25 protein-coding genes and 1 pseudogene are annotated in these 23,906 nt (G+C 70.5%); 10 read left to right on the top strand and 16 right to left on the bottom strand.

Annotated features, from left to right (window positions below):
* Nucleotides 1-198: 198 nt before the first annotated feature.
* The 4 genes from hpt to dacB all read right to left on the bottom strand — a co-directional run bounded on the left by hpt (nt 199) and on the right by dacB (nt 5,439).
* The gene (gene hpt / locus ACH4DZ_RS15995) at nt 199-759 is read right to left on the bottom strand and encodes a hypoxanthine phosphoribosyltransferase (protein ID WP_189773346.1); all 561 of its coding nucleotides are present in this window, start codon (nt 757-759) and stop codon (nt 199-201) included.
* A 107-nt stretch (nt 760-866) separates the two neighbouring features.
* Complete coding sequence (gene tilS, locus ACH4DZ_RS15990) at nt 867-1,907, bottom strand: tRNA lysidine(34) synthetase TilS (protein WP_398287670.1); 1,041 nt, start codon at nt 1,905-1,907, stop codon at nt 867-869.
* 172 nt (nt 1,908-2,079) lie between these two features.
* The gene (locus ACH4DZ_RS15985; protein WP_398287669.1) at nt 2,080-3,204 is read right to left on the bottom strand and encodes a zinc-dependent metalloprotease; all 1,125 of its coding nucleotides are present in this window, start codon (nt 3,202-3,204) and stop codon (nt 2,080-2,082) included.
* Between the two features lie 543 nt (nt 3,205-3,747).
* On the bottom strand, nt 3,748-5,439 hold the full coding sequence (gene dacB / locus ACH4DZ_RS15980; RefSeq protein WP_398287668.1) for a D-alanyl-D-alanine carboxypeptidase/D-alanyl-D-alanine-endopeptidase: 1,692 nt from the start codon (nt 5,437-5,439) through the stop codon (nt 3,748-3,750).
* A 79-nt stretch (nt 5,440-5,518) separates the two neighbouring features.
* On the opposite strand from dacB, the gene ACH4DZ_RS15975 reads away from it, so the two are divergent.
* Together ACH4DZ_RS15975 and ACH4DZ_RS15970 are read left to right on the top strand one after the other, a co-directional pair.
* Nucleotides 5,519-6,010: an inorganic diphosphatase gene (locus ACH4DZ_RS15975; protein WP_107018199.1), complete on the top strand. Its 492-nt coding sequence runs from the start codon at nt 5,519-5,521 to the stop codon at nt 6,008-6,010.
* 106 nt (nt 6,011-6,116) lie between these two features.
* Nucleotides 6,117-7,775 carry a threonine/serine exporter ThrE family protein gene (locus tag ACH4DZ_RS15970; protein WP_398287667.1) on the top strand — a complete coding sequence of 553 codons (1,659 nt, stop codon included), beginning with the start codon at nt 6,117-6,119 and terminating at the stop codon, nt 7,773-7,775.
* Between the two features lie 84 nt (nt 7,776-7,859).
* On the opposite strand, the gene ACH4DZ_RS15965 is transcribed toward ACH4DZ_RS15970, so the two are convergent.
* Entirely contained in the window at nt 7,860-8,894 is a 1,035-nt protein-coding gene (locus ACH4DZ_RS15965; protein WP_398287666.1) for a DedA family protein, read from the bottom strand.
* 141 nt (nt 8,895-9,035) lie between these two features.
* On the opposite strand from ACH4DZ_RS15965, the gene ACH4DZ_RS15960 reads away from it, so the two are divergent.
* A complete protein-coding gene (locus ACH4DZ_RS15960; RefSeq protein WP_398287664.1) occupies nt 9,036-9,401 on the top strand; it encodes a YbjQ family protein in 366 nt (121 codons plus the stop codon).
* Nucleotides 9,402-9,495: 94 nt separating this feature from the next.
* Here the strand turns inward: ACH4DZ_RS15960 and ACH4DZ_RS15955 are convergent, their stop codons facing one another.
* Nucleotides 9,496-10,254 carry a MerR family transcriptional regulator gene (locus tag ACH4DZ_RS15955; protein ID WP_398287663.1) on the bottom strand — a complete coding sequence of 253 codons (759 nt, stop codon included), beginning with the start codon at nt 10,252-10,254 and terminating at the stop codon, nt 9,496-9,498.
* 218 nt (nt 10,255-10,472) lie between these two features.
* On the opposite strand from ACH4DZ_RS15955, the gene ACH4DZ_RS15950 reads away from it, so the two are divergent.
* On the top strand, nt 10,473-11,879 hold the full coding sequence (locus ACH4DZ_RS15950; protein ID WP_398287765.1) for a glutamate decarboxylase: 1,407 nt from the start codon (nt 10,473-10,475) through the stop codon (nt 11,877-11,879).
* A 56-nt stretch (nt 11,880-11,935) separates the two neighbouring features.
* On the opposite strand, the gene ACH4DZ_RS15945 is transcribed toward ACH4DZ_RS15950, so the two are convergent.
* On the bottom strand, nt 11,936-12,166 hold the full coding sequence (locus ACH4DZ_RS15945; RefSeq protein ID WP_398287662.1) for a hypothetical protein: 231 nt from the start codon (nt 12,164-12,166) through the stop codon (nt 11,936-11,938).
* A gap of 177 nt (nt 12,167-12,343) precedes the next feature.
* Here ACH4DZ_RS15945 and ACH4DZ_RS15940 point away from each other — a divergent pair, with 177 nt between their 5' ends.
* Nucleotides 12,344-13,204: a helix-turn-helix domain-containing protein gene (locus ACH4DZ_RS15940; RefSeq protein WP_398287661.1), complete on the top strand. Its 861-nt coding sequence runs from the start codon at nt 12,344-12,346 to the stop codon at nt 13,202-13,204.
* 2 nt (nt 13,205-13,206) lie between these two features.
* Complete coding sequence (locus tag ACH4DZ_RS15935; protein ID WP_398287660.1) at nt 13,207-13,323, top strand: DUF397 domain-containing protein; 117 nt, start codon at nt 13,207-13,209, stop codon at nt 13,321-13,323.
* A 1-nt stretch (nt 13,324) separates the two neighbouring features.
* Here ACH4DZ_RS15935 and ACH4DZ_RS15930 read toward each other — a convergent pair whose 3' ends face one another.
* The 3 genes from ACH4DZ_RS15930 to ACH4DZ_RS15920 all read right to left on the bottom strand — a co-directional run bounded on the left by ACH4DZ_RS15930 (nt 13,325) and on the right by ACH4DZ_RS15920 (nt 16,408).
* Nucleotides 13,325-13,957, bottom strand: a complete 633-nt coding sequence (locus tag ACH4DZ_RS15930; RefSeq protein ID WP_398287659.1) for a PadR family transcriptional regulator — start codon at nt 13,955-13,957, stop codon at nt 13,325-13,327.
* Between the two features lie 82 nt (nt 13,958-14,039).
* The gene (locus tag ACH4DZ_RS15925) at nt 14,040-15,503 is read right to left on the bottom strand and encodes an aldehyde dehydrogenase family protein (RefSeq protein ID WP_398287658.1); all 1,464 of its coding nucleotides are present in this window, start codon (nt 15,501-15,503) and stop codon (nt 14,040-14,042) included.
* 80 nt (nt 15,504-15,583) lie between these two features.
* Nucleotides 15,584-16,408: a helix-turn-helix domain-containing protein gene (locus tag ACH4DZ_RS15920; RefSeq protein ID WP_398287764.1), complete on the bottom strand. Its 825-nt coding sequence runs from the start codon at nt 16,406-16,408 to the stop codon at nt 15,584-15,586.
* 344 nt (nt 16,409-16,752) lie between these two features.
* Between ACH4DZ_RS15920 and ACH4DZ_RS15915 the strand changes: the two genes are divergently transcribed.
* On the top strand, nt 16,753-17,250 hold the full coding sequence (locus ACH4DZ_RS15915) for an ATP-binding protein (RefSeq protein WP_248778615.1): 498 nt from the start codon (nt 16,753-16,755) through the stop codon (nt 17,248-17,250).
* A gap of 186 nt (nt 17,251-17,436) precedes the next feature.
* On the opposite strand, the gene ACH4DZ_RS15910 is transcribed toward ACH4DZ_RS15915, so the two are convergent.
* The 5 genes and pseudogenes from ACH4DZ_RS15910 to rpmG all read right to left on the bottom strand — a co-directional run bounded on the left by ACH4DZ_RS15910 (nt 17,437) and on the right by rpmG (nt 19,999).
* On the bottom strand, nt 17,437-17,679 hold the full coding sequence (locus ACH4DZ_RS15910; RefSeq protein WP_398287657.1) for a DUF397 domain-containing protein: 243 nt from the start codon (nt 17,677-17,679) through the stop codon (nt 17,437-17,439).
* Between the two features lie 374 nt (nt 17,680-18,053).
* The gene (gene rpsR / locus ACH4DZ_RS15905) at nt 18,054-18,341 is read right to left on the bottom strand and encodes a 30S ribosomal protein S18 (protein WP_398287656.1); all 288 of its coding nucleotides are present in this window, start codon (nt 18,339-18,341) and stop codon (nt 18,054-18,056) included.
* Nucleotides 18,342-18,345: 4 nt separating this feature from the next.
* On the bottom strand, nt 18,346-19,515 hold the full coding sequence (locus ACH4DZ_RS15900) for a GTP-binding protein (protein WP_398287655.1): 1,170 nt from the start codon (nt 19,513-19,515) through the stop codon (nt 18,346-18,348).
* Between the two features lie 71 nt (nt 19,516-19,586).
* Nucleotides 19,587-19,829, bottom strand: a pseudogene (locus ACH4DZ_RS15895) (type B 50S ribosomal protein L31); the annotation flags it as partial.
* Nucleotides 19,830-19,834: 5 nt separating this feature from the next.
* Complete coding sequence (gene rpmG / locus ACH4DZ_RS15890) at nt 19,835-19,999, bottom strand: 50S ribosomal protein L33 (RefSeq protein ID WP_055610751.1); 165 nt, start codon at nt 19,997-19,999, stop codon at nt 19,835-19,837.
* Nucleotides 20,000-20,073: 74 nt separating this feature from the next.
* Here rpmG and rpmB point away from each other — a divergent pair, with 74 nt between their 5' ends.
* The 3 genes from rpmB (at nt 20,074) to ACH4DZ_RS15875 (ending at nt 21,542) form a co-directional block, all read left to right on the top strand.
* Nucleotides 20,074-20,310 carry a 50S ribosomal protein L28 gene (gene rpmB, locus ACH4DZ_RS15885; protein ID WP_398287654.1) on the top strand — a complete coding sequence of 79 codons (237 nt, stop codon included), beginning with the start codon at nt 20,074-20,076 and terminating at the stop codon, nt 20,308-20,310.
* Nucleotides 20,310-20,615, top strand: a complete 306-nt coding sequence (rpsN, locus tag ACH4DZ_RS15880) for a 30S ribosomal protein S14 (protein WP_398287653.1) — start codon at nt 20,310-20,312, stop codon at nt 20,613-20,615. Before rpmB ends, rpsN begins: the two co-directional genes overlap by 1 nt.
* A gap of 417 nt (nt 20,616-21,032) precedes the next feature.
* The gene (locus tag ACH4DZ_RS15875; protein ID WP_398287651.1) at nt 21,033-21,542 is read left to right on the top strand and encodes a hypothetical protein; all 510 of its coding nucleotides are present in this window, start codon (nt 21,033-21,035) and stop codon (nt 21,540-21,542) included.
* Here the strand turns inward: ACH4DZ_RS15875 and ACH4DZ_RS15870 are convergent.
* Entirely contained in the window at nt 21,520-23,760 is a 2,241-nt protein-coding gene (locus ACH4DZ_RS15870; protein ID WP_398287650.1) for an FUSC family protein, read from the bottom strand. The genes ACH4DZ_RS15875 and ACH4DZ_RS15870 overlap by 23 nt on opposite strands.
* Nucleotides 23,761-23,906 lie beyond the last annotated feature (146 nt).

Genomic DNA, 23,906 nt, shown 5'->3' with positions numbered 1-23,906 from the left:
TGCCGCCCCGTCCCTCCTGCCATAGTGAGTTTGATAAGACTGTTCTTCGGACGGTACCCCAGCATTGCCACCGGAAGCTGCTCGGTCCGGCTGACAAGCCCCGTCTACGTATGCTCCAACGGCGCGAAACCCTCTGGGGTTCCCGGCCGTCCTACAGGGGCTGGGCCCTTGTCAGGGGGATCACCCGTCCAGGGTGCCTCAACCGCCGTAGACATGGGGCGCGAGCGTACCGACGAACGGGAGGTTCCGGTACTTCTCCGCATAGTCGAGGCCGTACCCGATGACGAATTCGTTCGGGATGTCGAAGCCGACCCACTCCACGTCGATCGCGACCTTCGCGGCCTCGGGCTTGCGCAGCAGCGTGCACACCTTGAGGGACGCGGGCTCGCGGGAGCCGAGGTTGGAGATCAGCCAGGACAGCGTCAGACCGGAGTCGATGATGTCCTCGACGATCAGGACGTGCTTGCCCTTGATGTCGGTGTCGAGGTCCTTGAGGATCCGCACCACTCCGGAGGACTGGGTGCCCGCGCCGTACGAGGAGACGGCCATCCAGTCCATGGTGACGGGGGTGGACAGGGCCCGGGCCAGGTCCGCCATGACCATCACGGCGCCCTTGAGGACACCGACGATGAGCAGGTCCTTGCCCGCGTACTCCGCGTCGATCTTCGCGGCCAGCTCGACCAGCTTCGCGTCGATCTCTTCCTTGGTGATGAGCACCGACTGGAGGTCGGTGCCCAGGTCTTTCGCGTCCACCCGCATCACTTTCGGTCGTCCCACCGGCTGCTTCCCGGCCCCTCGGCGAAGAGGGGCCGCTCCCCGAAGGGGTTGCCCTCCGGGGGAGTCACCGCCCGAGGGGCGACTCTTTTTCAGCCTTGCCGAATCACCAGTCTGCCACCCTGCCGCTGGGCGACGACCTTGCCCGGGAGGTTGATGGCTCCCTGGCCGCGCCAGCCGGTGATCAGCCGGTCGATCTCCTCGATGTGCCGGGCGAACAGCGAACCGGCGGGCGCCCCGGCCTCGATGGCGGCCCGGCGCAGGATGCGGCGGCGCACGGCGGGCGGCAGGGCGTACAGCTTGGCGCACTCCAGGAGGCCCGCCGCGTCGCGTACGGAGGCCTCGGCCCGGCCGGCCCACGCGTCGAGGGCGTCGGCGTCGTCACGGGACAGCTGGGCCGTACGGGCGAGTGCTTCGACGACGCCCTTGCCGAGCGCCTTCTCCAGGGCGGGCAGTCCCTCGTGGCGCAGCCGGGAGCGGGTGTACGCCGGATCCGCGTTGTGCGGGTCGTCCCAGACGGGCAGCGACTGGACCATGCACGCCTTGCGGGCGGTCTGCCGGTCCAGGTGCAGGAAGGGGCGGCGGTAGCGGCGGTCGGCGCCCGGCCCGCCGGAGACGGCGGCCATACCGGACAGGGAGCGCGTCCCGGAGCCGCGGGCGAGGCCCAGCAGGACGGTTTCGGCCTGGTCGTCGCGTGTGTGGCCGAGCAGGACCGCGGTCGCGCCGTGTCGCTCGGCGGTGGCGTCCAGGGCGGCGTACCGCGCGTCGCGGGCGGCGGCTTCGGGGCCGCCGTCCCGGCCGACGGTGACCGCGACGGACTCGGCGGGGGCCAGTCCGAGTTCGGTGAGCCGCAGGACGACCTCGTCGGCGCGCAGGTCGGACCCGGACTGCAGGCCGTGGTCCACGGTGACGCCGCCGGCGCGGATGCCGAGCTTGGGCGCCTCGAAGGCGAGGGCGGAGGCGAGCGCCATGGAGTCGGCGCCGCCGGAGCACGCGACCAGCACGAGCGGCGCGCGCGAGGGCGCATCGGGGGCCTGATCGGGGGCGCGTTCGGGGGCGTGATCGGTGAGGACGTCATGGAGTACGCGGCGGACCGCCAGGCGTATCGCCGCGACCGCAGGATGGGGACCCATGTCCGGTTCCCTTCATGAAATTGTCGGGGGGTGAGCCCGGGTTCGGTCACTCAGAGTGTCTCGATGGTGACAGAACCGGGCCGTTCCCCGAGCATTGCACGCCTACCCATGCCTCACGGTCCCTCGGACGGGTGATTGGAGGGGCGTTCACCTGCCGTCGGCCGAATTCAATTCACGACTCTGCCTTACGGTGCACCCGCGCGACCCAGTCCGCCGGTTTGGCGATCTCCGACTTGGTGGGAAGTGTGTTCGGCGAGGTCCACACGCGGTTGAAGCCGTCCATGCCCACTTCGTCCACGACCGCGCGGACGAAACGCTCGCCGTCCCGGTACTGGCGCAGCTTCGCGTCCAGGCCCAGCAGTTTGCGCAGGGCCAGGTCGAGGCGGGAGGCGCCGCGGGCGCGCCGCTGCTGGAACTTCTCGCGGATCTCGGCGACGGACGGGACCACGGCGGGGCCGACGCCGTCCATCACGAAGTCGGCGTGGCCCTCCAGGAGTGACATCACCGCGGTGAGCCTGCCGAGGATCTCCCGCTGGGCGGGGCTCTGCACGATCTCGACGATGGAGCGGGCCTCGTCGCCCTCCTCGCCCTCGGGGCGGCTGCCCGCGAGGGACTGGGCGGCCTCGCGGACGCGTTCCAGGACGGTCATGGGGTCGACCTCGGTCTCCCCCAAGAAAGACTGGATTTCACCCTCAAGATGGTCGCGCAGCCAGGGCACGGCCGTGAACTGCGTGCGGTGGGTCTCCTCGTGCAGGCAGACCCAGAGCCTGAAGTCGTGGGGCTGGACGTCGAGTTCGCGCTCCACGTGCACGATGTTCGGCGCCACCAGGAGGAGCCTGCCGCCGCCGTTCTGCCCGGCGGGCAGTTCCCGGGAGGCCGGGGCGAACGTCTCGTACTGGCCCAGCACCCTGGAGGACAGGAAGGACAGCAGCATGCCCAGCTCGACGCCGGTGACCTTGCCGCCGACGGCGCCGAGGACGGCTCCGCCCGGGGTGCTGCCGCGACGTTCCTGCATCTTGTCGAGCAGCGGTTTGAGGATCTCCCGGAACCCGGCGACGTTCGCCCGGACCCAGCCCGGGCGGTCGACGACGAGTACGGGGGTGTCGTGGAGGTCGTCCCCGCCCATCCTCGTGAAGCCGCGGACGTGTTCCTCCGACGCCTTTGCATGCCGGCGCAGCTCGGCGACGATGGCCCTGGCCTCGTCGCGGCTCACCTCTGGGCCCGGCCGTACGAGTCGGGTCGCGGTCGCCACCGCGAGATTCCAGTCGACCATCTCGGCACCACGGATGCTCGTCATGCTGCCAACCGTACGTGAGCGCTGCCGCTGGGGGCAGGGGTGGGCGGTGGGGCGCGCTCGCGGCGCCATACGCTGCGGGGGTGCCGCGTTGTCCGCTCGCCTGCGGATCCGCCGTGGCCGGGCGCGCAGTTCCCCGCGCCCCTTTTGGGCGCCCCCGCCCGTGCGGTCCCGCCAGCGCCTCGCGGATCGTCCGCGGGTGCGCCGTGGCTGGGCGCGCAGTTCCCCGCGCCCCTTGAGGGGGCTGCCCTGTTCGCTTGCCTGCAGGTCCGTCGTGGCTGAGCGCGCAGTTCCCCGCGCCCCTTGAGGGCGCCCCGCCCGTGCGGTCCCGCCAGCGCCTCGCGGATCGTCCGCGGGTCCGCCGTGGCTGGGCGCGCAGTTCCCCGCGCCCCTTGAGGGGGCGGTCCGTCGTGGCTGGGCGCGCTGTTCCCCGCGCCCCTTTGGGGGCGTGGCTGTGGGCGGCTTGCCGGTTTTTAGGGGCGCGGGGAACTGCGCCGCCTGCCCCCACCGGCCCGCAGGCGCGTTTTCACGGGGCGCGGTGCGGAGCTAGTCGCAGCCGCAGGTCGCCAGCGTGGAGGCCAGGGTGTCCAGGCCCTGCTGGGTGGTGGTCGCGTCCGTGGGCGGGTCGGACTCGGTGAGGAACGCGAAGGCCAGGAGGCGGCCGTCGGTGTCGACGACCGTGCCCGCGAGGGTGTGCACGCCGGTCAGGGTGCCGGTCTTGGCGCGTACGAGACCGGTGCCGGGCCGCCCCTCGTAACGCTTGCTGAGGGTGCCGGTGAAGCCGGCGACGGGCAGGCCCGTGAGGACCGGGCGCAGTTCGGGGCGGTCCTGGTCGGCCGCCTCGGCCAGCAGGGCCGTGAGCAGGTCCGCGGTGAGTTTGTCCGCGCGGTCCAGCCCGCTGCCGTCCGCGAACTTCGCCCCCTTGAGCGGCAGCCCGAGCTTCTTCAGCTGCTCGTGGGTCGCCGCGCCGCCGCCCTTGAAGCTCGCCGGTTCGCCCGCGGCGAGGGCGGTCTGACGGGCGAGGGCCTCGGCGATGTCGTTGTCGCTGCTGGTCAGCATGCGTTCGACGAGTGCGGACAGGGGCGGCGACTTGACGGTGGCGAGGGTCTTGGCGCGGGCGGACGCCTTCGAGGTGCCGGGGACCGTGGTCCTGATGCCCCGCTCGTGGAGGAGGTCGGCGAACTTCTCGGCCGCGTCGGCCGCCGGGTCGTCGCTGCGGTCCGCGGGGCCGCTGGAGGAGTCGTCGAGGCGGCCCTCGTCGGCCATCAGGGCGGTGACCGGGGCGAGGTTGGTGTTGCCGGCGCCGATGGGGTGCACGGCGGAGCCCGCGTACAGCGAGGTGTCGTACGAGAGCGTCACCTCGGCGGCCTTGCCACCCTTGCCACCTTTGCCGCCTTTGTCGGTCTTGCCGGTCTTGCCGGTCTTGCCGGTCTCGCGGGACTTGAGTGCGCGGGCCGTGTCGTCGGCGAGGTCACGCAGGCTCGCGTTGCCGTCCGCGTCCTTGCGGGCGGTCAGCGTGGGATCGCCGCCGCCGACGAGGACGACTTCCTCGGTGCCGGGTTCCAGGACCGCCCGGGTCGCGATGCGGTGCTCCGGGCCGGCCGCGGTGAGCGCCGCCACGGCCGTGGCGATCTTCGTGGTGGAGGCCGGGGTCAGCGGATCGTCCGCACCCTTGCCGTACAGCCGCTTGCCGGTTGCCATGTCGACGACGACGCCCGCGCGGTCGGTGCCGAGCGCGGGGTCGTCGAGCAGCGGCCCCAGGACGCCGCTCAGGGCCTTCTCCGTGGGCGAGGGCACGGAGCCCACGGAGTCCACGGAGCCGCCGAGGCCCGCGAGCACGGACACGGCGCTCGGCGCGGGCGCCGGTTCCTTGCCGGACGTACCGGACACCGAGCCGTGATCTGCGCCACCTGCGCGCTCCCGCGATGCGGCCCAGTCGCGCTCCGCCGTACGCTGGCCCGTGGAGTCCCAGGGCCCGGCCGCGGTGACCACGGTGGCCGCCACGACGAGTCCGAGAGTGGCGGCGCCCGTGGTGAACTGCACGGTGGACGGCCGCTTGACCAGCGGTTTCACGGCTTCCGTCGCCCGGACGAGCGGTGGTTTCACCACTTCCGCCGCCCGTACGAGCGGGGGCTTCACGGCCGCCGCCGCCCGGACGAGTCGCGGTCCGACGGATCGTGCGACCCGCACCACGCGCGGTCTCGCGGCCCGCCAAGCCCTCAGCTCCGGCACGACCACCAGCCCCTTTCGCGATCACACACCTGCGTGAGGGACACTTAACCACCAGAACTATGTGTTGATCATGGAGGAGCCACCGGTGGAGTTCGACGTCACGATCGAGATTCCGAAGGGTTCACGGAACAAGTACGAGGTGGACCACGAGACCGGTCGGATCCGTCTGGACCGTCGCCTCTTCACCTCGACCAGCTACCCGGCCGACTACGGCTTCGTCGAGAACACCCTCGGCGAGGACGGCGACCCGCTGGACGCGCTGGTCATCCTGGACGAGCCGACCTTCCCCGGTTGCCTCATCCAGTGCCGCACGATCGGCATGTTCCGTATGACGGACGAGGCCGGCGGCGACGACAAGCTGCTGTGCGTTCCCGCGCACGACCCGCGCGTGGAGCACCTGCGGGACATCCACCACGTGTCGGAGTTCGACCGTCTGGAGATCCAGCACTTCTTCGAGGTCTACAAGGACCTGGAGCCGGGCAAGTCCGTCGAGGGCGCCAACTGGGTCGGCCGCACGGACGCCGAGGCCGAGATCGAGCGTTCTTACAAGCGCGCCAAGGACGCGGGCGGTCACTGATCTCCCTGTCTCCTGCGGGCCGCGTGACCCCGACCGGGTCGCGCGGCCCGTTTGTGTATCAGTGCGCATACTGGGGCGTACTGGACGTGCGAACCAGGAGTGGTGCGTGACGGAATCGGACGCCGAGGACCGCAAGCCGCAGTCGGACGAGGCACGCAGCGCCTTCGTTCCGCCGAGCGGTGTGGTGACACAGGCCCCGCCGGTCGAGGAGGAGTCCTCGACGACGTCCGAGTTCGCGCTGCCCAAGGGCTACGGCGTCCCGCAGACGCCCGTCGCCGATCCCCCCGAGGGGTCGGCGTTCAGCATGCCGAGGACGTACAGCTCCAGGGACGCGCCGCCCGCCTTCACGCCCCCGGCGGGCATACCGCGGGTCGACCTCACCAAGGACGCCCCCTGGCAGGACCGGATGCGCACGATGCTGCGCATGCCGGTCGCCGACCGGCCCGTACCCGAGACCGTGCAGAAGTCGGAGGACGAGGGGCCCGCCGTGCCGCGCGTCCTCGACCTGACCCTGCGCGTCGGCGAGCTGCTGCTCGCGGGCGGAGAGGGCGCCGAGGACGTGGACGCGGCGATGTTCGCCGTCTGCCGCTCCTACGGCCTCGACCGCTGCGAGCCGAACGTCACCTTCACCCTGCTGTCGATCTCGTACCAGCCCTCGCTGGTCGACGATCCGGTGACCGCGTCGCGGACCGTGCGGCGCCGGGGCACCGACTACACACGTCTCGCGGCCGTGTACCAGCTCGTCGACGACATCAGCGACGACGAGACCGAGGTCTCCCTTGAGGAGGCCTACCGGCGGCTCGCGGAGATCCGCCGCAACCGGCACCCGTACAGCGGCTGGGTGCTGACCCTCGCCACCGGGCTGCTCGCGGGCGCGGCCTCCGTGCTCGTCGGCGGTGACATCATCGTGTTCGTCGCGGCGGTCGTCGGCGCGATGCTGGGCGACCGGCTGGCGTGGCTGTGCGCCGGGCGCGGGCTGCCGGAGTTCTACCAGTTCACGGTGGCCGCGATGCCGGCCGCCGCGCTGGGCGCCGCGCTCACGATCGCGCACGTCGACGTACGGGCGTCCGCGGTGATCACCGGTGGGCTGTTCGCGCTGCTGCCCGGACGGGCGCTCGTGGCGGGTGTGCAGGACGGACTGACCGGCTACTACATCACCGCGTCGGCCCGTCTCCTGGAAGTCATGTACTTCTACGTCGGCATCGTCATCGGCGTCCTGGTGATCCTGTACTTCGGCGTGACGCTGGGCGCCCAGCTCAACCCGGACGCGGCCCTGCTGTCCACGAACCGGCCGCTGTGGCAGATCGGCGCGTCGATGCTCCTGACGCTCGCCTTCGCGGTACTGCTCCAGCAGGAACGGTCGACCGTGCTGATCGTGACCCTCAACGGCGGGGTCGCGTGGAGCGTGTACGGCGCGATGCACTACGCGGGCGAGATCTCGCCGGTCGCCTCGACGGCGGTGGCCGCCGGTCTGGTGGGGCTCTTCGGACAGCTCATGTCGCGCTACCGGTTCGCCTCCGCGCTGCCGTACACGACCGCCGCCATCGGGCCGCTGCTGCCCGGCTCCGCCACGTACTTCGGGCTGCTCGCCATCGCCCAGAACGACGTCGACCAGGGCCTTGTGCAGCTCTCCAAGGCCGCGGCCCTCGCGATGGCCATCGCGATCGGGATGAACCTGGGGTCCGAGATCTCGCGGCTGTTCCTGCGGTTGCCGGGGGCTGCCGCTGGTGCGCGGCGGGCTGCGAAGCGGACCAGGGGGTTCTGACGGGTGGGGTGGCGGCCGTCGCTGTGTGACTGACCGCCGGTGGGGGCTTGTCGCGCAGTTCCCCGCGCCCCTTTCAGGGCGCCGTCAGTTGCGGCCGTGCTCCTGGCCGTACGGGTACTGCTGCTGGCCCTGCTGGTACTGCTGCTCGCCCTGCTGGTACTGCTGCTGGTCCTCGGGGTACTGCCACTGCTGCCGGCCGTAGTTCTGGTCCTGGCCGTACGGCTGCTGCTGGTAGTAGCCCTGGTTCTGATCCTGGTTCTGGTTCTGGTTCTGGTTCTGGTTGCCGTACTGGTCGTACTGGTCGTACTGCTGGCCGCCCTGGTCGCCGTAGCCCTGGTCCTGGCCGTACTGCTGCCGGCCGTACTGCTGCTGGTCGTAGCCGTTCTGGTGGGGCTGCGGGATCTGGCGGAGCTGGGCCGTGCGGTCGTCCATGACGGGGCCCGCCTGCGGGGCGTGACCGGCGTCGGGCTCGGTCTGCGACCCGTTCGCCGCGTTCTTCTTGGACTTTCCGCGGGCGCGCAGGAACTCGATGGCGATCGGGACCACCGAGATGAAGACGATCAGGAGCAGGATCGGCTCGATGTTCTTGTGGACGAACTCGATGCTGCCGAGCCAGGAACCGAGCGCCGTGACGCCCGCGCCCCACAGGACGCCGCCGATCACGTTGAAGATCAGGAACGAGCGGTACTTCATGCCGCTGACGCCGGCGATGATCGGCGTGAACGTGCGCACGATGGGCACGAAGCGGGCCAGCACCAGCGACTTCGGGCCGTACTTCTCGAAGAACTCGTGCGCCTTGACGACGTTCTCCTGCTTGAAGAGGCGGGAGTCCGGCCGGGTGAAGAGCGACGGGCCGACCTTCTTGCCGAACATGTAGCCCGCCTGGTCGCCGAGGATCGCGGCGAGACAGATCAGCGCGATGGCGCCCCACAGCGGGAAGTCCAGGGTGCCGGCGGTGATCAGCATGCCCGCCGTGAACAGCAGTGAGTCACCCGGCAGGAAGAAGCCGATGAGCAGGCCCGACTCGGCGAAGACGATCAGGAGCAGGCCCCAGATACCGAACGAGTCCAGCAGGTAGTCCGGATCCAACCAGCTTGGGCCAAGGGCAAGCGTCGTCACGTTTCCGGGCTCCTGAGGGTGGTGGATGCGGCGGCGGGCGAAGGTGTGGCCGACCAAAGTTATCAACGTGCCACGACGGGACCAGGTTCCACCGGCTCCTACAGGATGCACTGTGCCCCGACTGGGACAAAGCTGTGAGCCATGGGTATCGAAGAATACGGCGGGGGCCAGGGTCCCCGGCCCGACGTGCTGGTCGTGACGACGAACGACGTACCCGGCTACCGGGTCGAGCAGGTCATCGGAGAGGTCTTCGGGCTGACCGTCCGCTCCAGGCATCTGGGCAGCCAGATCGGCGCGGGGCTGAAGTCGATGATCGGCGGCGAGCTGAAGGGCCTCACGAAGACCTTGGTGGAGACCCGCAACCAGGCCATGGAACGGCTCGTCGAGCAGGCACGGGCACGGGGCGCCAACGGCGTGCTGATGTTCCGCTTCGACGTGACGGACGCACAGGACGTGGGCACGGAGGTGTGCGCGTACGGCACGGCCGTGGTGATGGTCAAGGATTAGCCGGCCGGGGGACGGACGGCAGAGAAACAGCGCGACCCTTGGGTAAGGGGCGCCCGCCATTGCGGGCGCCCCTTACCCAGCCATTACCGAGCCGTCATGCGCGCCGCGTCGCGTTCGCCGTGATCGCGTCCCTGAGATGCTCGGCGAGCCCCGGGCGCATGGAGTCGTAGAACGCCTTGAACCGTTCGTCGGACACGTACATCTCGCCGAGCCCCCGATGGATGTCGTACGAGCACGCGTAGAACCAGCGGGTGATGTGCTGCCGGTGTTCCTCGGCCAGGTCCATGGCGGGCTCCCCCGTGGCGGGCTCGCCGGACGCCATGAGAGCGTCGTAGCGCCCGCCCCAGGCGGCGACCTCGGCCTGCATGCGCTTCCAGTCGTCCTTGCCGTAGCGGGCGGCCCGGCGCTGCGACTCGGCGTACGCCTCCGTACCGCCCCAGCGGCTCCCGGCCTCCTCGGCGTGTTCCTCGGGGTCCTTGCCGCCGAAGACCTCGAATTTTTCCTCGGGTGTGAGCTCGATGCCCATCGTGTGTGCCTCCATGGCGTGCTCCACGGCCGTGGCCATCTTCCGCAGCTTCTCGATCCGGGCGGTGAGCAGGTCGTGCCGGCGGCGCAGTTGCGCGCGCGGGTCCGCCGTCGGATCGTCGAGCAGGGCCGCGACCTCGTCGAGCGGGAACCCCAGCTCCCGGTAGAACAGGATCTGCTGCAGCCGGTCGAGATCGGCGTCGCTGTAGCGCCGGTGGCCCGCGTGGCTGCGACCGCTCGGTACGAGCAGTCCGATCTCGTCGTAGTGGTGCAGCGTCCGCACCGTCACTCCGGCGAAACCGGCGACCTGTCCCACGGGGTGGCTCATGGCCTCCGCTCCCTCTTTCTCGGCCGTTCTCGGCCTTTTCGGTACGCGGTCCAGGCTGACGCCTCACGCCACGTGAGGTGCAAGCCGGAAAGCCGCCCCGCGCGATGTCGGTTTTACCCGCTTTTGGCGAGAGCGTGACCCACCATGGAGCCCTGGACCCCCTCAACCCCTTCGACCCCCTCGACCCCCTCGACCCCACCCAGACGACCGGAGGCATCATGGCGCTCCACAAAGGCCCCGCGAAGTCCGACGAGCACCCCTCGACCGTCAACCCCTTCTACGGGGAGGCGAATCCGGTCGACGGCATGACCGAGGCCCCGCCCCAGCACCGGCTGCCCGACGGGCCGCTGGCTCCCTCCACCGCCTATCAATTGGTCCACGACGAGCTGATGCTGGACGGCAATTCCCGGCTCAACCTCGCGACCTTCGTCACCACCTGGATGGAGCCGCAGGCCGACGTACTGCTCGGCGAGTGCCGGGACAAGAACATGATCGACAAGGACGAGTACCCGCGCACGGCCGAGCTGGAGCGCAGGTGCGTGGCGATGCTCGCCGATCTGTGGAACGCGCCGGATCCGGCCGCCGCCGTCGGGTGCTCGACGACCGGGTCGAGCGAGGCGTGCATGCTCGCCGGCCTGGCGCTCAAGCGCCGCTGGACCAAGCGCAACGCGGACCGGTATCCGGGGGCCCGCCCGAACCTCGTCATGGGCGTCAACGTGCAGGTCTGCTGGGACAAGTTCTGCAACTTCTGGGAGGTCGAGGCCCGCCAGGTGCCCATGGAGGGCGACCGCTTCCACCTCGACCCGCGGGCCGCCGCCGAGCTGTGCGACGAGAACACCATCGGGGTCGTCGGCGTCCTCGGCTCCACCTTCGACGGGTCGTACGAGCCGATCGCCGAACTCTGCGCCGCGCTGGACCAGTTGCAGGAGCGCACCGGCCTGGACATCCCCGTCCACGTGGACGGGGCCTCCGGCGCGATGGTGGCGCCCTTCGTGGACGAGGACCTGCTCTGGGACTTCCGGCTGCCGCGGGTCGCCTCCATCAACACCTCGGGGCACAAGTACGGGCTGGTCTACCCGGGTGTCGGCTGGGCGCTGTGGCGCTCGGCCGCCGAGCTGCCGGAGGACCTGGTCTTCCGTGTGAACTATCTGGGCGGCGACATGCCGACCTTCGCGCTCAACTTCTCCCGCCCCGGGGCCCAGGTGGTGGCGCAGTACTACACCTTCCTGCGGCTGGGCCGGGAGGGCTACCGGGCCGTCCAGCAAACGACCCGGGACGTCGCCATGGGGCTCGCGGAACAGATCGGGGCCCTCGACGAGTTCCGGCTGCTCACCCGGGGTGACCAGCTGCCGGTGTTCGCGTTCACCACCGCCCCGGACGTCACGGCGTTCGACGTCTTCGACGTGTCCCGGCGCATGCGGGAGCGGGGCTGGCTGCTGCCCGCGTACACCTTCCCGGCCGATCGCGAGGACCTGTCCGTGCTGCGGGTGGTGTGCCGCAACGGCTTCTCCTCGGACCTCGCCCAGCTGTTCCTGGAGGACCTGCAGCGTCTCCTGCCCGAACTGCGCTGCCAGTCGCGGCCGGTGACGAGGGACAGGGAGGCTGCCACCGGCTTCCATCACTGAGTCCAGGCGGGGAGTGGGCCTGAGCTTCACGGCCCACTCCCCGCCTGTCGCCGGAATCAGGGGGCCGCCGGACCGTACGCCGGTGCCTCGTCCTCATCGAGCGCGTAGGACAGCTCGGCGTGCAGTTGCTCCGCCTCGACCACGCTGAGCCGCACATGGGCATCGCCCTTGTGTTTGCCGTCGTGCAGCAGCCAGAGCGGCAGCCGTACGCCCTGGTGAACCGCCGTCACCCGCTTGCCGGGGATGCGGTCGATGCGCCATCCCTTGGCCTGGTCCGTCTCGTTCATTCGATTCCCCTTCGATTACCCGGAGTTGCCGAATACGCTCACAGCGTGACCGACTGGGGGCTACGGTCGGTAGTGGAGAGGCGTAGACCCGCACGTCAGGGCCATGGAGGGGGACCGACAATGCCACCACGGAAGCCGAACCAGAACCGGGGTAGCCATCACAACGGGTCAGCACGGATGGTGCTGGCCGCGGAACTGGCGCGGCTGCGCGAGAAATCCGGCAAGTCGCTGAGCGACCTCGCGGCGGACACGACGTACGACCGCACGTATCTGCACAAGCTGGAGACGGGGGTGAAGCTGGGGTCGCCCGACGTCATGGAGGCACTGGACAAGGTCCACGGGACCGGTGAGCACCTCGTTCACCTGTGGGTACTGGCTCGCGCGGACGGCATCAAGGACAAGTACCGGCACTTCATGGAACGCGAGAGGGAAGCGACCATGCGGTACGAGTACGCAAGCTCCACGATTCCCGGCCTGTTGCAGACCGAGGGCTACGCCCGCGAACAGTTGCGTACTGCCCGTCCTGCGGACGAGAACGAACTCGACGCACAGGTCATCACGCGCCTGGACCGCCAAGCCCTGCTACATGGCGAGGGCGCCGTCGAGTTCCGTGCCGTGTTGGACGAGTCCGCCGTACGACGTCCGCTCAGCGATGCCACCGCGTGGAGCGAGCAGCTTGCGCACCTGTTGAAAACGGCAGAACTCCCGAGCGTCACGCTGCAAGTGTTGCCTTTCTCCGCTGGTCTACAGCACCTTCTCGGTGGATCACTGACGTTGCTGTGGCTACCAGGCGGCCGCAACATCGCCTATACCGAGAGCGCCTACTCCGGAGACCTCGTCGAGGATCCGGCGGATGTCGAACAACTCCGCCTGTCATACGATTTGCTGCGAGACTCGGCGCTCTCGCCACGCGAATCCGTGGCACTGATCCGAAAGATCCTGGAGGCCAGCCCATCATGCGAACGCCCCGACTCGACCTCAGCGAAGCCGCCTGGCGGAAGTCCAGCTACAGCAACGCGGACGGCGGCAACTGCGTAGAAGTGGCCGTCAACCACTACCCCCTCACCCCCGTCCGCGACAGCAAACGCCCCGAGGCCCCCGCCCTGGTCGTCGCCGCCCCCGCCTGGGCGGTCTTCATCAGCCACCTGAAGGGCTAGTTCAACCGGGAGACGCCGCGCCCGTGCCGTACGGGTTCGCCTCGCCCTCCGAGAGCACCCCCACGAAGGGCTCGCCCTCGCCCGCGAAGGTGTACGCGCCGCCCTTGATCCGCTGGATCAGACCGCGGGTCCACTCGGCGCCGCTGTCGGCGGAGTGCACCCAGAAGTTCATGATCTCGCCGATGTGGCCGAGCTGGCCGGGCCCGTCGTCCGGCACATAGTGCTCGGTGACGGCCGTGCGCCACTCCTCGATGCCCCGCACCCGCTCCTCCAGGAGTTCGAGCGCCTCCTCGCGGCCGAGGTCCACCACGAAGCCGAGCGCCGCGGAGAGGACGTCCGGCTTCTGGTCGTACGAGGTCAGGGACTCGCGCAGGAGGGTGAGGTACTCCTCCGTGCCCTTCTCCGTGATCTCGTACTCCGTGCGCGGCGGACCGCCGACCGTGGAGGGCGCGATCTCGTGGGCGATCAGCATTCCCTGCTTCGCCATCTGCTTGAGCGCGTGGTAGATCGAGCCCGGCTTGGCGTTGGACCACTCGTGCGCGCCCCAGTACTCCAGGTCGTTGCGCACCTGGTAGCCGTGGGCCCGGCCGTGCTGACGTACGGCGCCGAGGACGAGGAGGCGGATCGCTGACATGCGGTCAAGCGTAGGACGCCGCGGTCCGCCCCGGGCGCCGGGCCCACCGGGACCCGGCGCGAACCTCTCGGCTCGGTACCGCTCAGAACGGGAAGAGGCTGCGGCCGTGCTGGACCGAGATCCACTTCTGGGTGGTGAACGCCTCGACCGTGGCCTCGCCGTTCAGCCGGCCCACGCCCGAGGACTTCTCGCCGCCGAAGGCGACCAGCGGCTCGTCGTGCACGGTGCCGTCGTTCACGTGGAACATGCCCGTGTCGATCCGCTTGGCGAAGGAGACACCGCGCTCGACGTCGGCGGTGTGCACGGCGCCGCTCAGCCCGTACGGGGTGTCGTTGACGATCCGTACCGCCTCCTCCTCGCCGTCGAACGGCACGAGGAGCGCGACGGGGCCGAAGATCTCCTGCCGGAGGATGTCGGACTCGGCGGGCAGACCGGTCAGCACGGTCGGCTCGACGAGGTTGTCGGTGGTCGTGCCCCGCACCAGGGCGGTCGCGCCCTCGGCGAGCGCCTGACCCACCACGGACGAGAGCGCGTCCGCCTGCGAGGAGTTGATGACCGGGCCGATGACGGTCTCCGGGTCGCTCGGGTCGCCGACCTTGAGGGACTTCACCTTGGCCACGAACTTCTCGGTGAACTCCGTCTCGACCGAGCGGTCCACGAGGATGCGGTTCGCGGCCATGCAGACCTGGCCCTGGTGCACGAACCGGCTGAAGACCGCCGCGTCCACGGCGTAGTCGACATCCGCGTCGTCCAGGACCACCAGGGCGCTGTTGCCGCCCAGTTCGAGGATCGAGCGCTTGAAGTGCGCGGCGCAGACGGTCGCGACATGGCGGCCGACCTTGTCGGACCCGGTGAAGGAGATGACCTTCGGGACCGGGTGCTCCAGGAAGGCGTCGCCGATCTCCGCGATGTCGGTGATCACGACGTTGAGCAGGCCGGCCGGCAGACCCGCGTCCTCGAAGATCTTCGCGACCAGGGAACCGCCCACGATCGGGGTGTTCTGGTGCGGCTTGAGGACCACGCCGTTGCCGAGGGCCAGGGCGGGCGCCACGGACTTCAGCGACAGCAGGAACGGGAAGTTGAAGGGGCTGATCACACCGACGACGCCGACCGGGACGAGGTAGAGGCGGTTCTCCTTGGTGTCGCCGGGCGAGGGGATGATCTTGCCCTCGGGGCGCAGCGCCAGGTTGACCGACTCGCGCAGGAACTCCTTGGCGAGGTGCAGTTCGAAGCCGGCCTTCAGCCGGGTGCCGCCGAGCTCCGCGACGATCACCTCGGCGATCTCCTGCTCGCGCTCCTCGACGATCCGCAGCGCCTTCTCGAACACGGCCCGCCGCGCGTACGGGTTCGTCGCCGCCCATTCCTTCTGGGCGCGGGCCGCGGCCCGGTAGGCCTCGTCCACCTCGTCGACCGTGGCTATCGTGATCGAGGCCAGCTTCTCACCGTCGTACGGATTGAAGTCGATGATGTCCCAGGACCCGGTACCCGGACGCCATCGGCCGTCGATGTACTGCTGAGCCAGGTCGGTGAAGTAGGACGACGACATGTGATCCCTCAATCCCTTGCTGCCCGAGGCAACAGCCCATGCATCTTCACGGTCTGATCACATGTCATCGTACGGGTGTTTCAACTGAGTTGGAGCAGTCCTCGGAGCAAATCGCGGCTCTCGTCGGGGCCCGGACTGTCCTGCTGGAGCTCCTTCATCGCCTTCTCGTACTGGGCGACGTCCTCGCGCTTGTCCAGATACAGCGCGCTGGTGAGCTGTTCCAGGTAGACCACGTCCGACAGATCGGACTCGGGGAAGCTGAGCACCGTGAAGGCCCCGCTCTCCCCCGCGTGCCCGCCGAAGCTGAACGGCATGACCTGGAGCCGTACGTTGGGGCGCTGGGAGATGTCGATGAGGTGCTGGAGCTGCCCGCGCATCACGTTCCGGTCGCCGTACGGCCGCCGCAGCGCGGCCTCGTCCAGCACCACGTGGAACTCGGGCGCGCTCTCCGCCACGAGGTACTTCTGGCGCTCCAGGCGCAGCGCCACGCGCCGCTCGATGTCGGCTGCGCTCGCGCCTCTCATGCCCCGGGTGACGACCGCGTGCGCGTACGCCTCGGTCTGCAGCAGACCGTGCACGAACTGCACCTCGTACGAGCGGATCAGGGCCGCGGCGCCCTCCAGACCGACATAGGTCGGGAACCAGCTGGGCAGGACGTCGGAGTAACTGTGCCACCAGCCCGCGACGTTGGCCTCCTTGGCGAGCGACAGCAGTGACTTGCGCTCCGCCTCGTCGGCGATCCCGTAGAGCGTCAGCAGATCCTCGACGTCTCGCGTCTTGAAGCTCACCCGACCCAACTCCATACGGCTGATCTTCGATTCGGAGGCTCGGATCGAGTAGCCGGCCTTCTCCCGGGTGATCCCACGCGATTCGCGCAGCCGCCTCAGATGTGAGCCGAGCAGCATGCGCCGTACCACCGATCCCGACTCCTGCGCGCTCACGTTCGCCAGCCTCCCCAACCCGTCTTCAAGGGCCGCAGTCTGCCACTAAAACACTTCAAGCAGTACTCGTTCGGTTACAGAAACGGCAAGCTTTCAGGGGAGTTACACAGGAAACGACAAGGAGAAGACAAGCCAGACCGAGAAATGTGACGGATAGGTGGCGGAAAAAAGCACCAAGAAGCGGTATGGGAAGGTCCAATTCGGGCGCGTGCACGTGCATCTGCCCTTGCATCTGCTGAACGCAGACGGAACGATGGTCTAGCGCCACCGCTGCATCGCAACGACCGCGAACCCCGGGAGTGCCTCGCATGGGGACGAATGGATCGACCATGCTGGAGCCGTTAAGGCAGGGGCTTCCGCCACTGGACCCGGCGGCCGTCTCCAACGCCGCCTCCTGCGCCCTCCCGCCGCGTTACGAAGCGGTGCGCGACGCACGGCAGTTCACCCGCCGCACGCTCGACCAGTGGGACGTGGGCAACCGCTTCGACGACGTCTGCCTGGTCGTCTCGGAACTCGTCACCAACGCGCTGCGGCACGCGCTGCCCGCGGACACCCCCCGATCCGCCGACCAGGACCCGCCCGTGCGGCTGCACCTGATGCGGTGGACCGAGAGACTGGTGTGCGCGGTGCGCGACCCCAGCCACGACAGCCCGGTCGCGGGCGACTCCGACGACTTCTCGGCGGAGTCGGGACGGGGCCTGTTCCTGGTCGAGTCCTTCGCCGACGGCTGGGGATGGCACCCGCTCGCCAACACGCTCAACGGCAAGGTCGTGTGGGCGCTGTTCCGCCTGGGGCCTTCCGCGTGATGAACCGCGGCGCTTTTTTCGCGCCGCGGTTCTACGCGCGTTACGGGCCACCGGGGCTCCCGGGGCCGTCGGGCGCCGCCTTCGTGCCGCGGGGCGCACGGCCCGAAGGCCGTATACACGCCGGTACACCTCTAAGCGCCCCTGCTTACACACCCTGCCTTACGCACCCCCTGACAGCCGGCGGCGTCAGCCCGCTATCAGATGGTCGAACTCGCCGTCCTTGATGCCCAGGAGCATGGCCTCGATCTCCGCGCGGGTGTAGACGAGGGCCGGGCCGTCGGGGAAGCGCGAGTTGCGCACGGCCACCTCGCCGCCGGGCAGCCGGGCGAACTCCACGCAGGACCCCTGCGAGTTGCTGTGCAGGCTCTTCTGCCAGGCCGCCTCGTGCAGCTCCGTGGCAGCCATGCCGTTGTACACGTCGTGGTCCACAGGTCGCTCCCCGGTGGTGCATTGGTGTCTGTTGCCATAGATGCAGTGGTCAACTGCCCCGGATCATAGCTGTCTTCACATGCAGATGCATGGGCATATGCACGTGCACGGGGGGTGGTCTCCTGGTTACAGGTTTGACGGTCGCGAAGCCCGAATCGTTCCAACTCCGCGCCCTGCCCATGGAAGAGACGCACGCCGGGCCGTTCCTGTTCCGACATGACCCCGCCCCGTCCGAAGTTTGAACGGGCGGGGCGGGGCCGTCGGGCAGGCGGGTGCGGTCGAGGCCCAGGAGACCAGGGGGACCTTGGGGGACTTGGGGAGCAGGAGGCTTCAGGGGCCTCCCGAAACCGGTGGGAGCGCCGCGGCGGCCGGGATTAGCGCGACGCGTAGGGCAGCAGAGCCATCTCACGGGCGTTCTTGATCGCGCGGGCCAGCCGCCGCTGCTGCCGGGCGGAGACACGGGTGACCCTGCGACTGCGAATCTTCCCGCGGTCGGAGAGGAACCTGCGCAGAAGGTCCGTGTCCTTGTAGTCGATGTACGTGATCTTCGCCGCGTCCAACGGGTTGGGACGGGACGACGACGGCTTGCGGTCGGCGCTTCGGGCGTTACGGGTGCCACGGGCGCCACTGGCATCACGGGCGTCACGGGCGTCACGGGCCATGGGGTCAGACCTCCAGGAGGGTGTCGAAGGCGGGCGGGAGCCGTTTCCAGGCGGTGCGGCCGGCGGCGTACTCCACGTCGGTCAGCAGGCAGGACTCCAGGAGCAGTTCGAGCCCGTCGCGGTCCAGGCCCGGCGAGGTGAAGACGAGGTGCTGGCAGCAGTCACCGTGCTCGGGGTGCCAGTCGAGCGCGGCGGCGGCCCGGCGCACCGGCGGCACCATGTCCCAGGCCGCGTCGGGCAGGGACGCCATCCAGGGTCCGGCGCTCTCCACGCACAGGGCGCCGCCTGCCGCGTCCCAGTGCAGCAGGGTGTCGGGCCGGTCCGCGAGCCAGAACCGGCCCCGGCTGCGCGCGGCGGCGCAGGCCAGTTCCTCCAGGGCCGCGTAGAGCCGCTCCGGGTGGAAGGGCCTGCTCCGGTGCCACACGAGCGTGGAGACCCCGCACTCGTCCGCCTCGGCCGGCAGCAGCGCGCAGGCCGGATGCTGGGCCGCGGCGGCCGACTCCACGTCGAAGCCGGCGAGGGCGGCGGTGGCCAGGGGCGAGGGGGCGTGCGCGGAGGGGCCGAGCGTGGAGGGGTCGAGCGTGGAGGGGTCGATCGGGACCCGGCGGGCGGTCGGGTGGAGTTGGGCCAGCAGGGCACGGTCCTCGTCGTCGGCCTCCGCCGAGTCGGCGAGGGCCAGGACCGGGGCGTACTCCAGCTGGCGGGCGAAGGTGTCGGCGATGGTGCGCTGGTCGGTCGCGGCGGCGGCGAGGCCCGCGTCGGCGAGGTCGTCGCCGTTGCCGAGGTACGGGAGCACCAGCGCGGGGTCGACCGCGGTGATGACGCCCGTGAGACGGAGTCCGGCGCTCGCGACCACCTCGGCCATCGCCTTCGGCTCGACCGAGTCCCAGAGCTCGACGATCGCGAGACGGGTCACGCCGTCCGCCGCGAGCCGCTCCAGCTCCGGGACCAGGTCCTCGCGCAGGGCGCAGCACGCGCAGTCGTTGACCAGCGGCGCCTCACCGGCCGAGACGATGCCGGTGCGGTCGCGGACGGTCCGTACCACGGTGCCCTTCGCGGCCGTCGCGAGGTCGTGGTGCAGCGCCACCGCGCCCGGTACGTCGGCGAGCAGCCGCTCCACCGCCTGCCCGCGCGCGTCGGCGTGCAGCCCGCCGACGACGGCGACGGACAGCATCAGCGCTCCCCGCTCTGGTCGTCACCGGGAGCAACACGCCTGCCGTCGCGCCTGCCGTCGCCGTTGCCGTCGCGCTTGCCGAAGCGGCGTTCGAAGCGCTCGACACGGCCGGCCGTGTCCAGTACGCGGGCGGTCCCCGTATAGAAGGGGTGGCTCACGTTCGAGATCTCGACGTCGACGACCGGGTACGTGTTGCCGTCCTCCCAGTCGATCGTCTTCTCGCTCGTCATGGTCGAGCCGGTCAGGAAGGCGTGGTTCGCGGCCCGGTCCCGGAAGACGACGGGCCCGTACGCCGGGTGGATTCCCTCGCGCATGACGCTCAGCGCTCCTCTCGGAAGTCGACGTGCCGGCCTGCGACCGGGTCGTACTTGCGCAGGGTCATCCGGTCGGGGTCGTTGCGGCGGTTCTTGCGGGTGACGTATGTGTAGCCGGTCCCGGCCGTGGACCGGAGTTTGACGACCGGGCGTAGTTCGTTGCGTGCCATGTGGCTAGTATATGAAAACGACTCCCATTGCCAATAACGAAAAGCCTGAAGCGACAGAGAGGTACGTCACTCACATGTCCGCGCACTGCATGCTGACCGGGACCCGGCCGGGCTTCGGCAACTCCATCTCCCACTCACACCGGCGCACGTCGCGCCGCTTCGACCCGAACATCCAGAGCAAGCGGTACTGGTTGCCGGGCGAGGGCCGTTACGTACGGCTGAAGCTGAGCACCAAGGGCATCAAGACGGTCGACGTCATCGGCGTCGAGGCCTCGGTGGCCCGGATCCGGGCCCGCGGGGTGAGGGTCTGATGGCCAAGAAGAGCAAGATCGCGAAGAACGAGGCGCGGCGGGCGGTGGTGGCGCGGTACGCCGTGCGGCGGGCCGAGCTGAAGGAGATCGTGCGCCGTCCGTCCTCGACGGAGGCGGAACGGCTGGCCGCCGGGCGGGAGTTGGGGCGGCAGCCGCGGGATGCCGCGGCTGTGCGGGTGCGTAACCGGGACGGGGTGGATGGGCGTCCGCGGGGGTATGTGCGGGCGTTCGGGGTCTCCCGGGTGAACCTGCGGGTGCTGGCGCATCGCGGCTTCCTGCCGGGGGTTCGGAAGTCTTCCTGGTAGGGGGTTATTGGGGGGCGGGGCCTGCGTGCCCTGCGGGGCCTGCGGGGCTTCACTTCGGCTGCGGGCCGATGGGGGCGGGCCAGGGTGCGCAGTTCCCCGCGCCCCTTGAAGGCGGGTCGGTGGGGGCCAGGCAAGGGAGGTCCAGCCCTGGGCCCCGTCAGGGGCGCGGGGAACTGCGCGACCAGCCCCCACCGGGCCCGCACCGGCGAACCCGCCCCGCCCCGCCAGGGGCCTTCAGGGGCGCGGGGAACTGCGCGGCCAACCCCCACCGGGGCCGCACCAACAAACCCGCGTCGCCCCGCCAGGGGGCTGAAGGGGCGCGGGGCGCCCCCACCGGCCCGCGCCGGCGGACCGATACGCCTACTGCTGGTAACTTGCAGCGGTTGGACCCGTCCGGCCAGACCCCTGGAGGCTTCAGTGACTTCGGCGACCTTCCCGCGCACGCGCACGCGCAAGCACACGCGCATCGCGGCCGCAGCCGCAGGGCTGACAGTCGCGCTCGCCCTGACGACGGGCTGCAGCAGCGACGGCGGCGGCGACAGTGACGGTGGCAAGGACCCGTCGTCCACTACGAGCGCCGCACCCACCAAGTCCGCGGACGCCGACGCCGACGCCGACGAGCTGGACGGCAACTGGCTGACCACCAAGGGCGGCAAGGCCGTGGCCCTGGTGTTCACCGGCAAGCAGGCGGGCCTGTTCTCGACGAGCGGATCCGTCTGCAGCGGCACCGCCGGCAAGACCTCGGGCATGCGGATGATCACGCTGAAGTGCACCGACGGGAACAAGGACCGGGCCGAGGGCATGGTGGACTCCGTCAACTCCACCACCCTGAAGGTCACCTGGGACGGCTTCGGCTCGGAGACGTACACCAGGTCCGAGGGCGAGGGCCTGCCGCCCGGCCTGCCTACGGCGAGCCTGGGTTCCTGACACCGTCCGTCTCCGTGCCCGTCGCAGTGCCCGCCTCCGTGACCGGCTCCGCGCCCGCCGACGTCCCGTCGAGCGTCATGGGCGGTACGGCGGTGTCGAGGGCCTCGGACAACTCGGTCAGCGCATCGAGGACGAGACGTGCCGCGCCGCCCACGAACGTGTCGTTGGAGGGGACGAGGGAGACTTCCTCCGCGTCCGGCGGCCCCGTCTCCCAGGCCTCCACGGCAGCCCGTACCGCGTCCCAGCCCGGCACCCGGCGCTCGCGGATGCCCTTCGCGCCCTGCTGCGTGGACTCGCGCAGAGCCTCGGCGAGACCGGCGGCTGCCGGGACCGGTGTCGCGCCGCGTTCCGGAAGATGGGCCTCCAGGAGCATGGCGACGCGGCCCAGCCGGCCGAGCGCGTCCTCGGCGTCGTCGGCGGCGGTCCGGGAGAGGCCGCGGTGGCGGACCGGCTCGGCGGTGGCACGGGCCACGGCGGTGTGCCAGGCCGCCCGGGCGGTACGCGCGGCGAGCAGGGCCGCACGGACGTCCGGGGCGTTCCTGAGCGCCGGGTCGGCGTAGGCGTCGAAGACCACGGCCGCGTAACGGCCCTGCGTCGCCAGCCAGTCCGCGAGGCGGGTACGCAGGCGCGGGGTCTCCCACGCCGGGTAGACGGCGTACGCGATCATCGCCAGCAGTCCGCCGAGCAGGGTGAGCAGGACACGCTCGGGCACGGTCTGCGTCCACTGTTCGCCGCCCATGCCGAGCAGGAAGACGACGTACGCGGCGATGCAGCCCTGGGCGGCGAACTGGCCCGTACGCATCAGTAGGTACATGAGCGCGGCGCTCACCACTGCGAGGGCGCCGGAGAGGTACGTGCCCGGGTCCGCGAGCCGCACCACTGCCGTGGCCACGGCCACGCCGACGACGGTGCCGCCGAGCCGGGCCACCGCCCGGCTGTACGTCTGTGAGAAGTCCGGGCGCATGACCATGACCGAGGTCAGCGGGGCCCAGTAGCCGTGGCCGAGGGGCAGCGCGGTGCCGAGGACGTATCCGGCGGCGGCGACCGCGGACACCCGCGTGGCGTGCCGGGTGATCGGGGAGCCCCTGCGGAGTTCCTTGCGCATGGCCTTGAGCGCGGTGGGGATCAGGGCGAGCAGGGTGGGGCGGCTGCGGCTGCGGGGGCGGTGGGACGGGGCGACCGGGGTGACCGGGGCGATGCCGACGGCCGGGGTCCGGTCACTGCCCTTCGGTGGGCTGCCGCCCGCCGTTTCCAGCACGTCCTGGAGGAGGGTGTTGAGGCGGGACGCCGCGCGGTAGGGGCGGCCGGTGAGAATGCTCCCGGTGTCCGGGGTACGGAAGGTGGCCAGGGCCGCGCCCGGGACGGTCACGGGCTCGCCCCGGCGGATCGAGTGGGCCGCCACGTCGAGGACGGCGCCGGCGGCGGCGAGCAGTTCACGGACGCGGTCGCGGGCGTGCCCCTCCGCCGGTACGCCCATCGCGGGGTCGGCCAGGGAGGCGAGTACCGGGCGGATGCGCTCGGCGATGCCCCGGGCGCCGTGCAGTTCGGCGGGGCGGCGGCGGGCCTGGCGGGGTGTGACGGCGGCCGCGTTGCGCGCCTCCATCAGGGGCAGCGGATCGAAGGACGCGAGGGGATCGTGGCGCAGCCGGCGTGCGTAGTCCGCCTCGGCGGCCAGGGCGTCGGCGAGAGCGTCACGATGGGCGCCCCAGCGGCGTACGGGGAAAAGCACGATCAGCGCGGCCTGGACGACACCGCCCACGATCATCATCGCGGCGTGGCCCGCGGCCTGGGCGACGGAGGTCGGCAGGGTCACCGTCACGAGCATGATCGCCACGTTCGAGGACGCGATCAGGCCGATGGTCGGGCCCGCGGCCCAGCTCATCCCCGCGGCGAACGTCCACACCACCAGCAGTGCGAGGAAGAGTGGTTCCTGGGAGATCGTCAGGTAGCCGAGGAAGGTGGAGACGGCGAGGCTCGTACCGGAGGCGAGGGCCAGTTCGGGGCGGGGGCGCCAGCTGCGCTGGAACGTGGCGATCGCCGCCTGGAACGCGCCGAACGCCGAACTCGCGGCGGCGGCCGGACCGAAGGCCCACAGGCTCACCGCGATCACGATCGCGAGGCCCACCGCTCCGCGCACCGCGACGAGAGGTTCGAGCCGTGTCTTCTCCACGGCGAGCCCCGAGCGCGCGGTGTCCTTAAGCGCTCGTCGCCAGCTCACTGCGCCAGCGTACGGGAGGGGCCGGAGGGGCGGAGGATCCATGATGATCTACGGATACCGTCATCACCCCGCATCACCGTCATCACCCCGCATCACCAGCATCAGCGGTACCAGGACCCGTACCGACATCAGCATCCTGAGGCCAG

Origin of the sequence: Streptomyces sp. NPDC017991 (assembly GCF_044328075.1) — a bacterium.
Taxonomy (GTDB): domain Bacteria; phylum Actinomycetota; class Actinomycetes; order Streptomycetales; family Streptomycetaceae; genus Streptomyces.
This window is presented reverse-complemented; position numbering and strand designations above follow the sequence as displayed.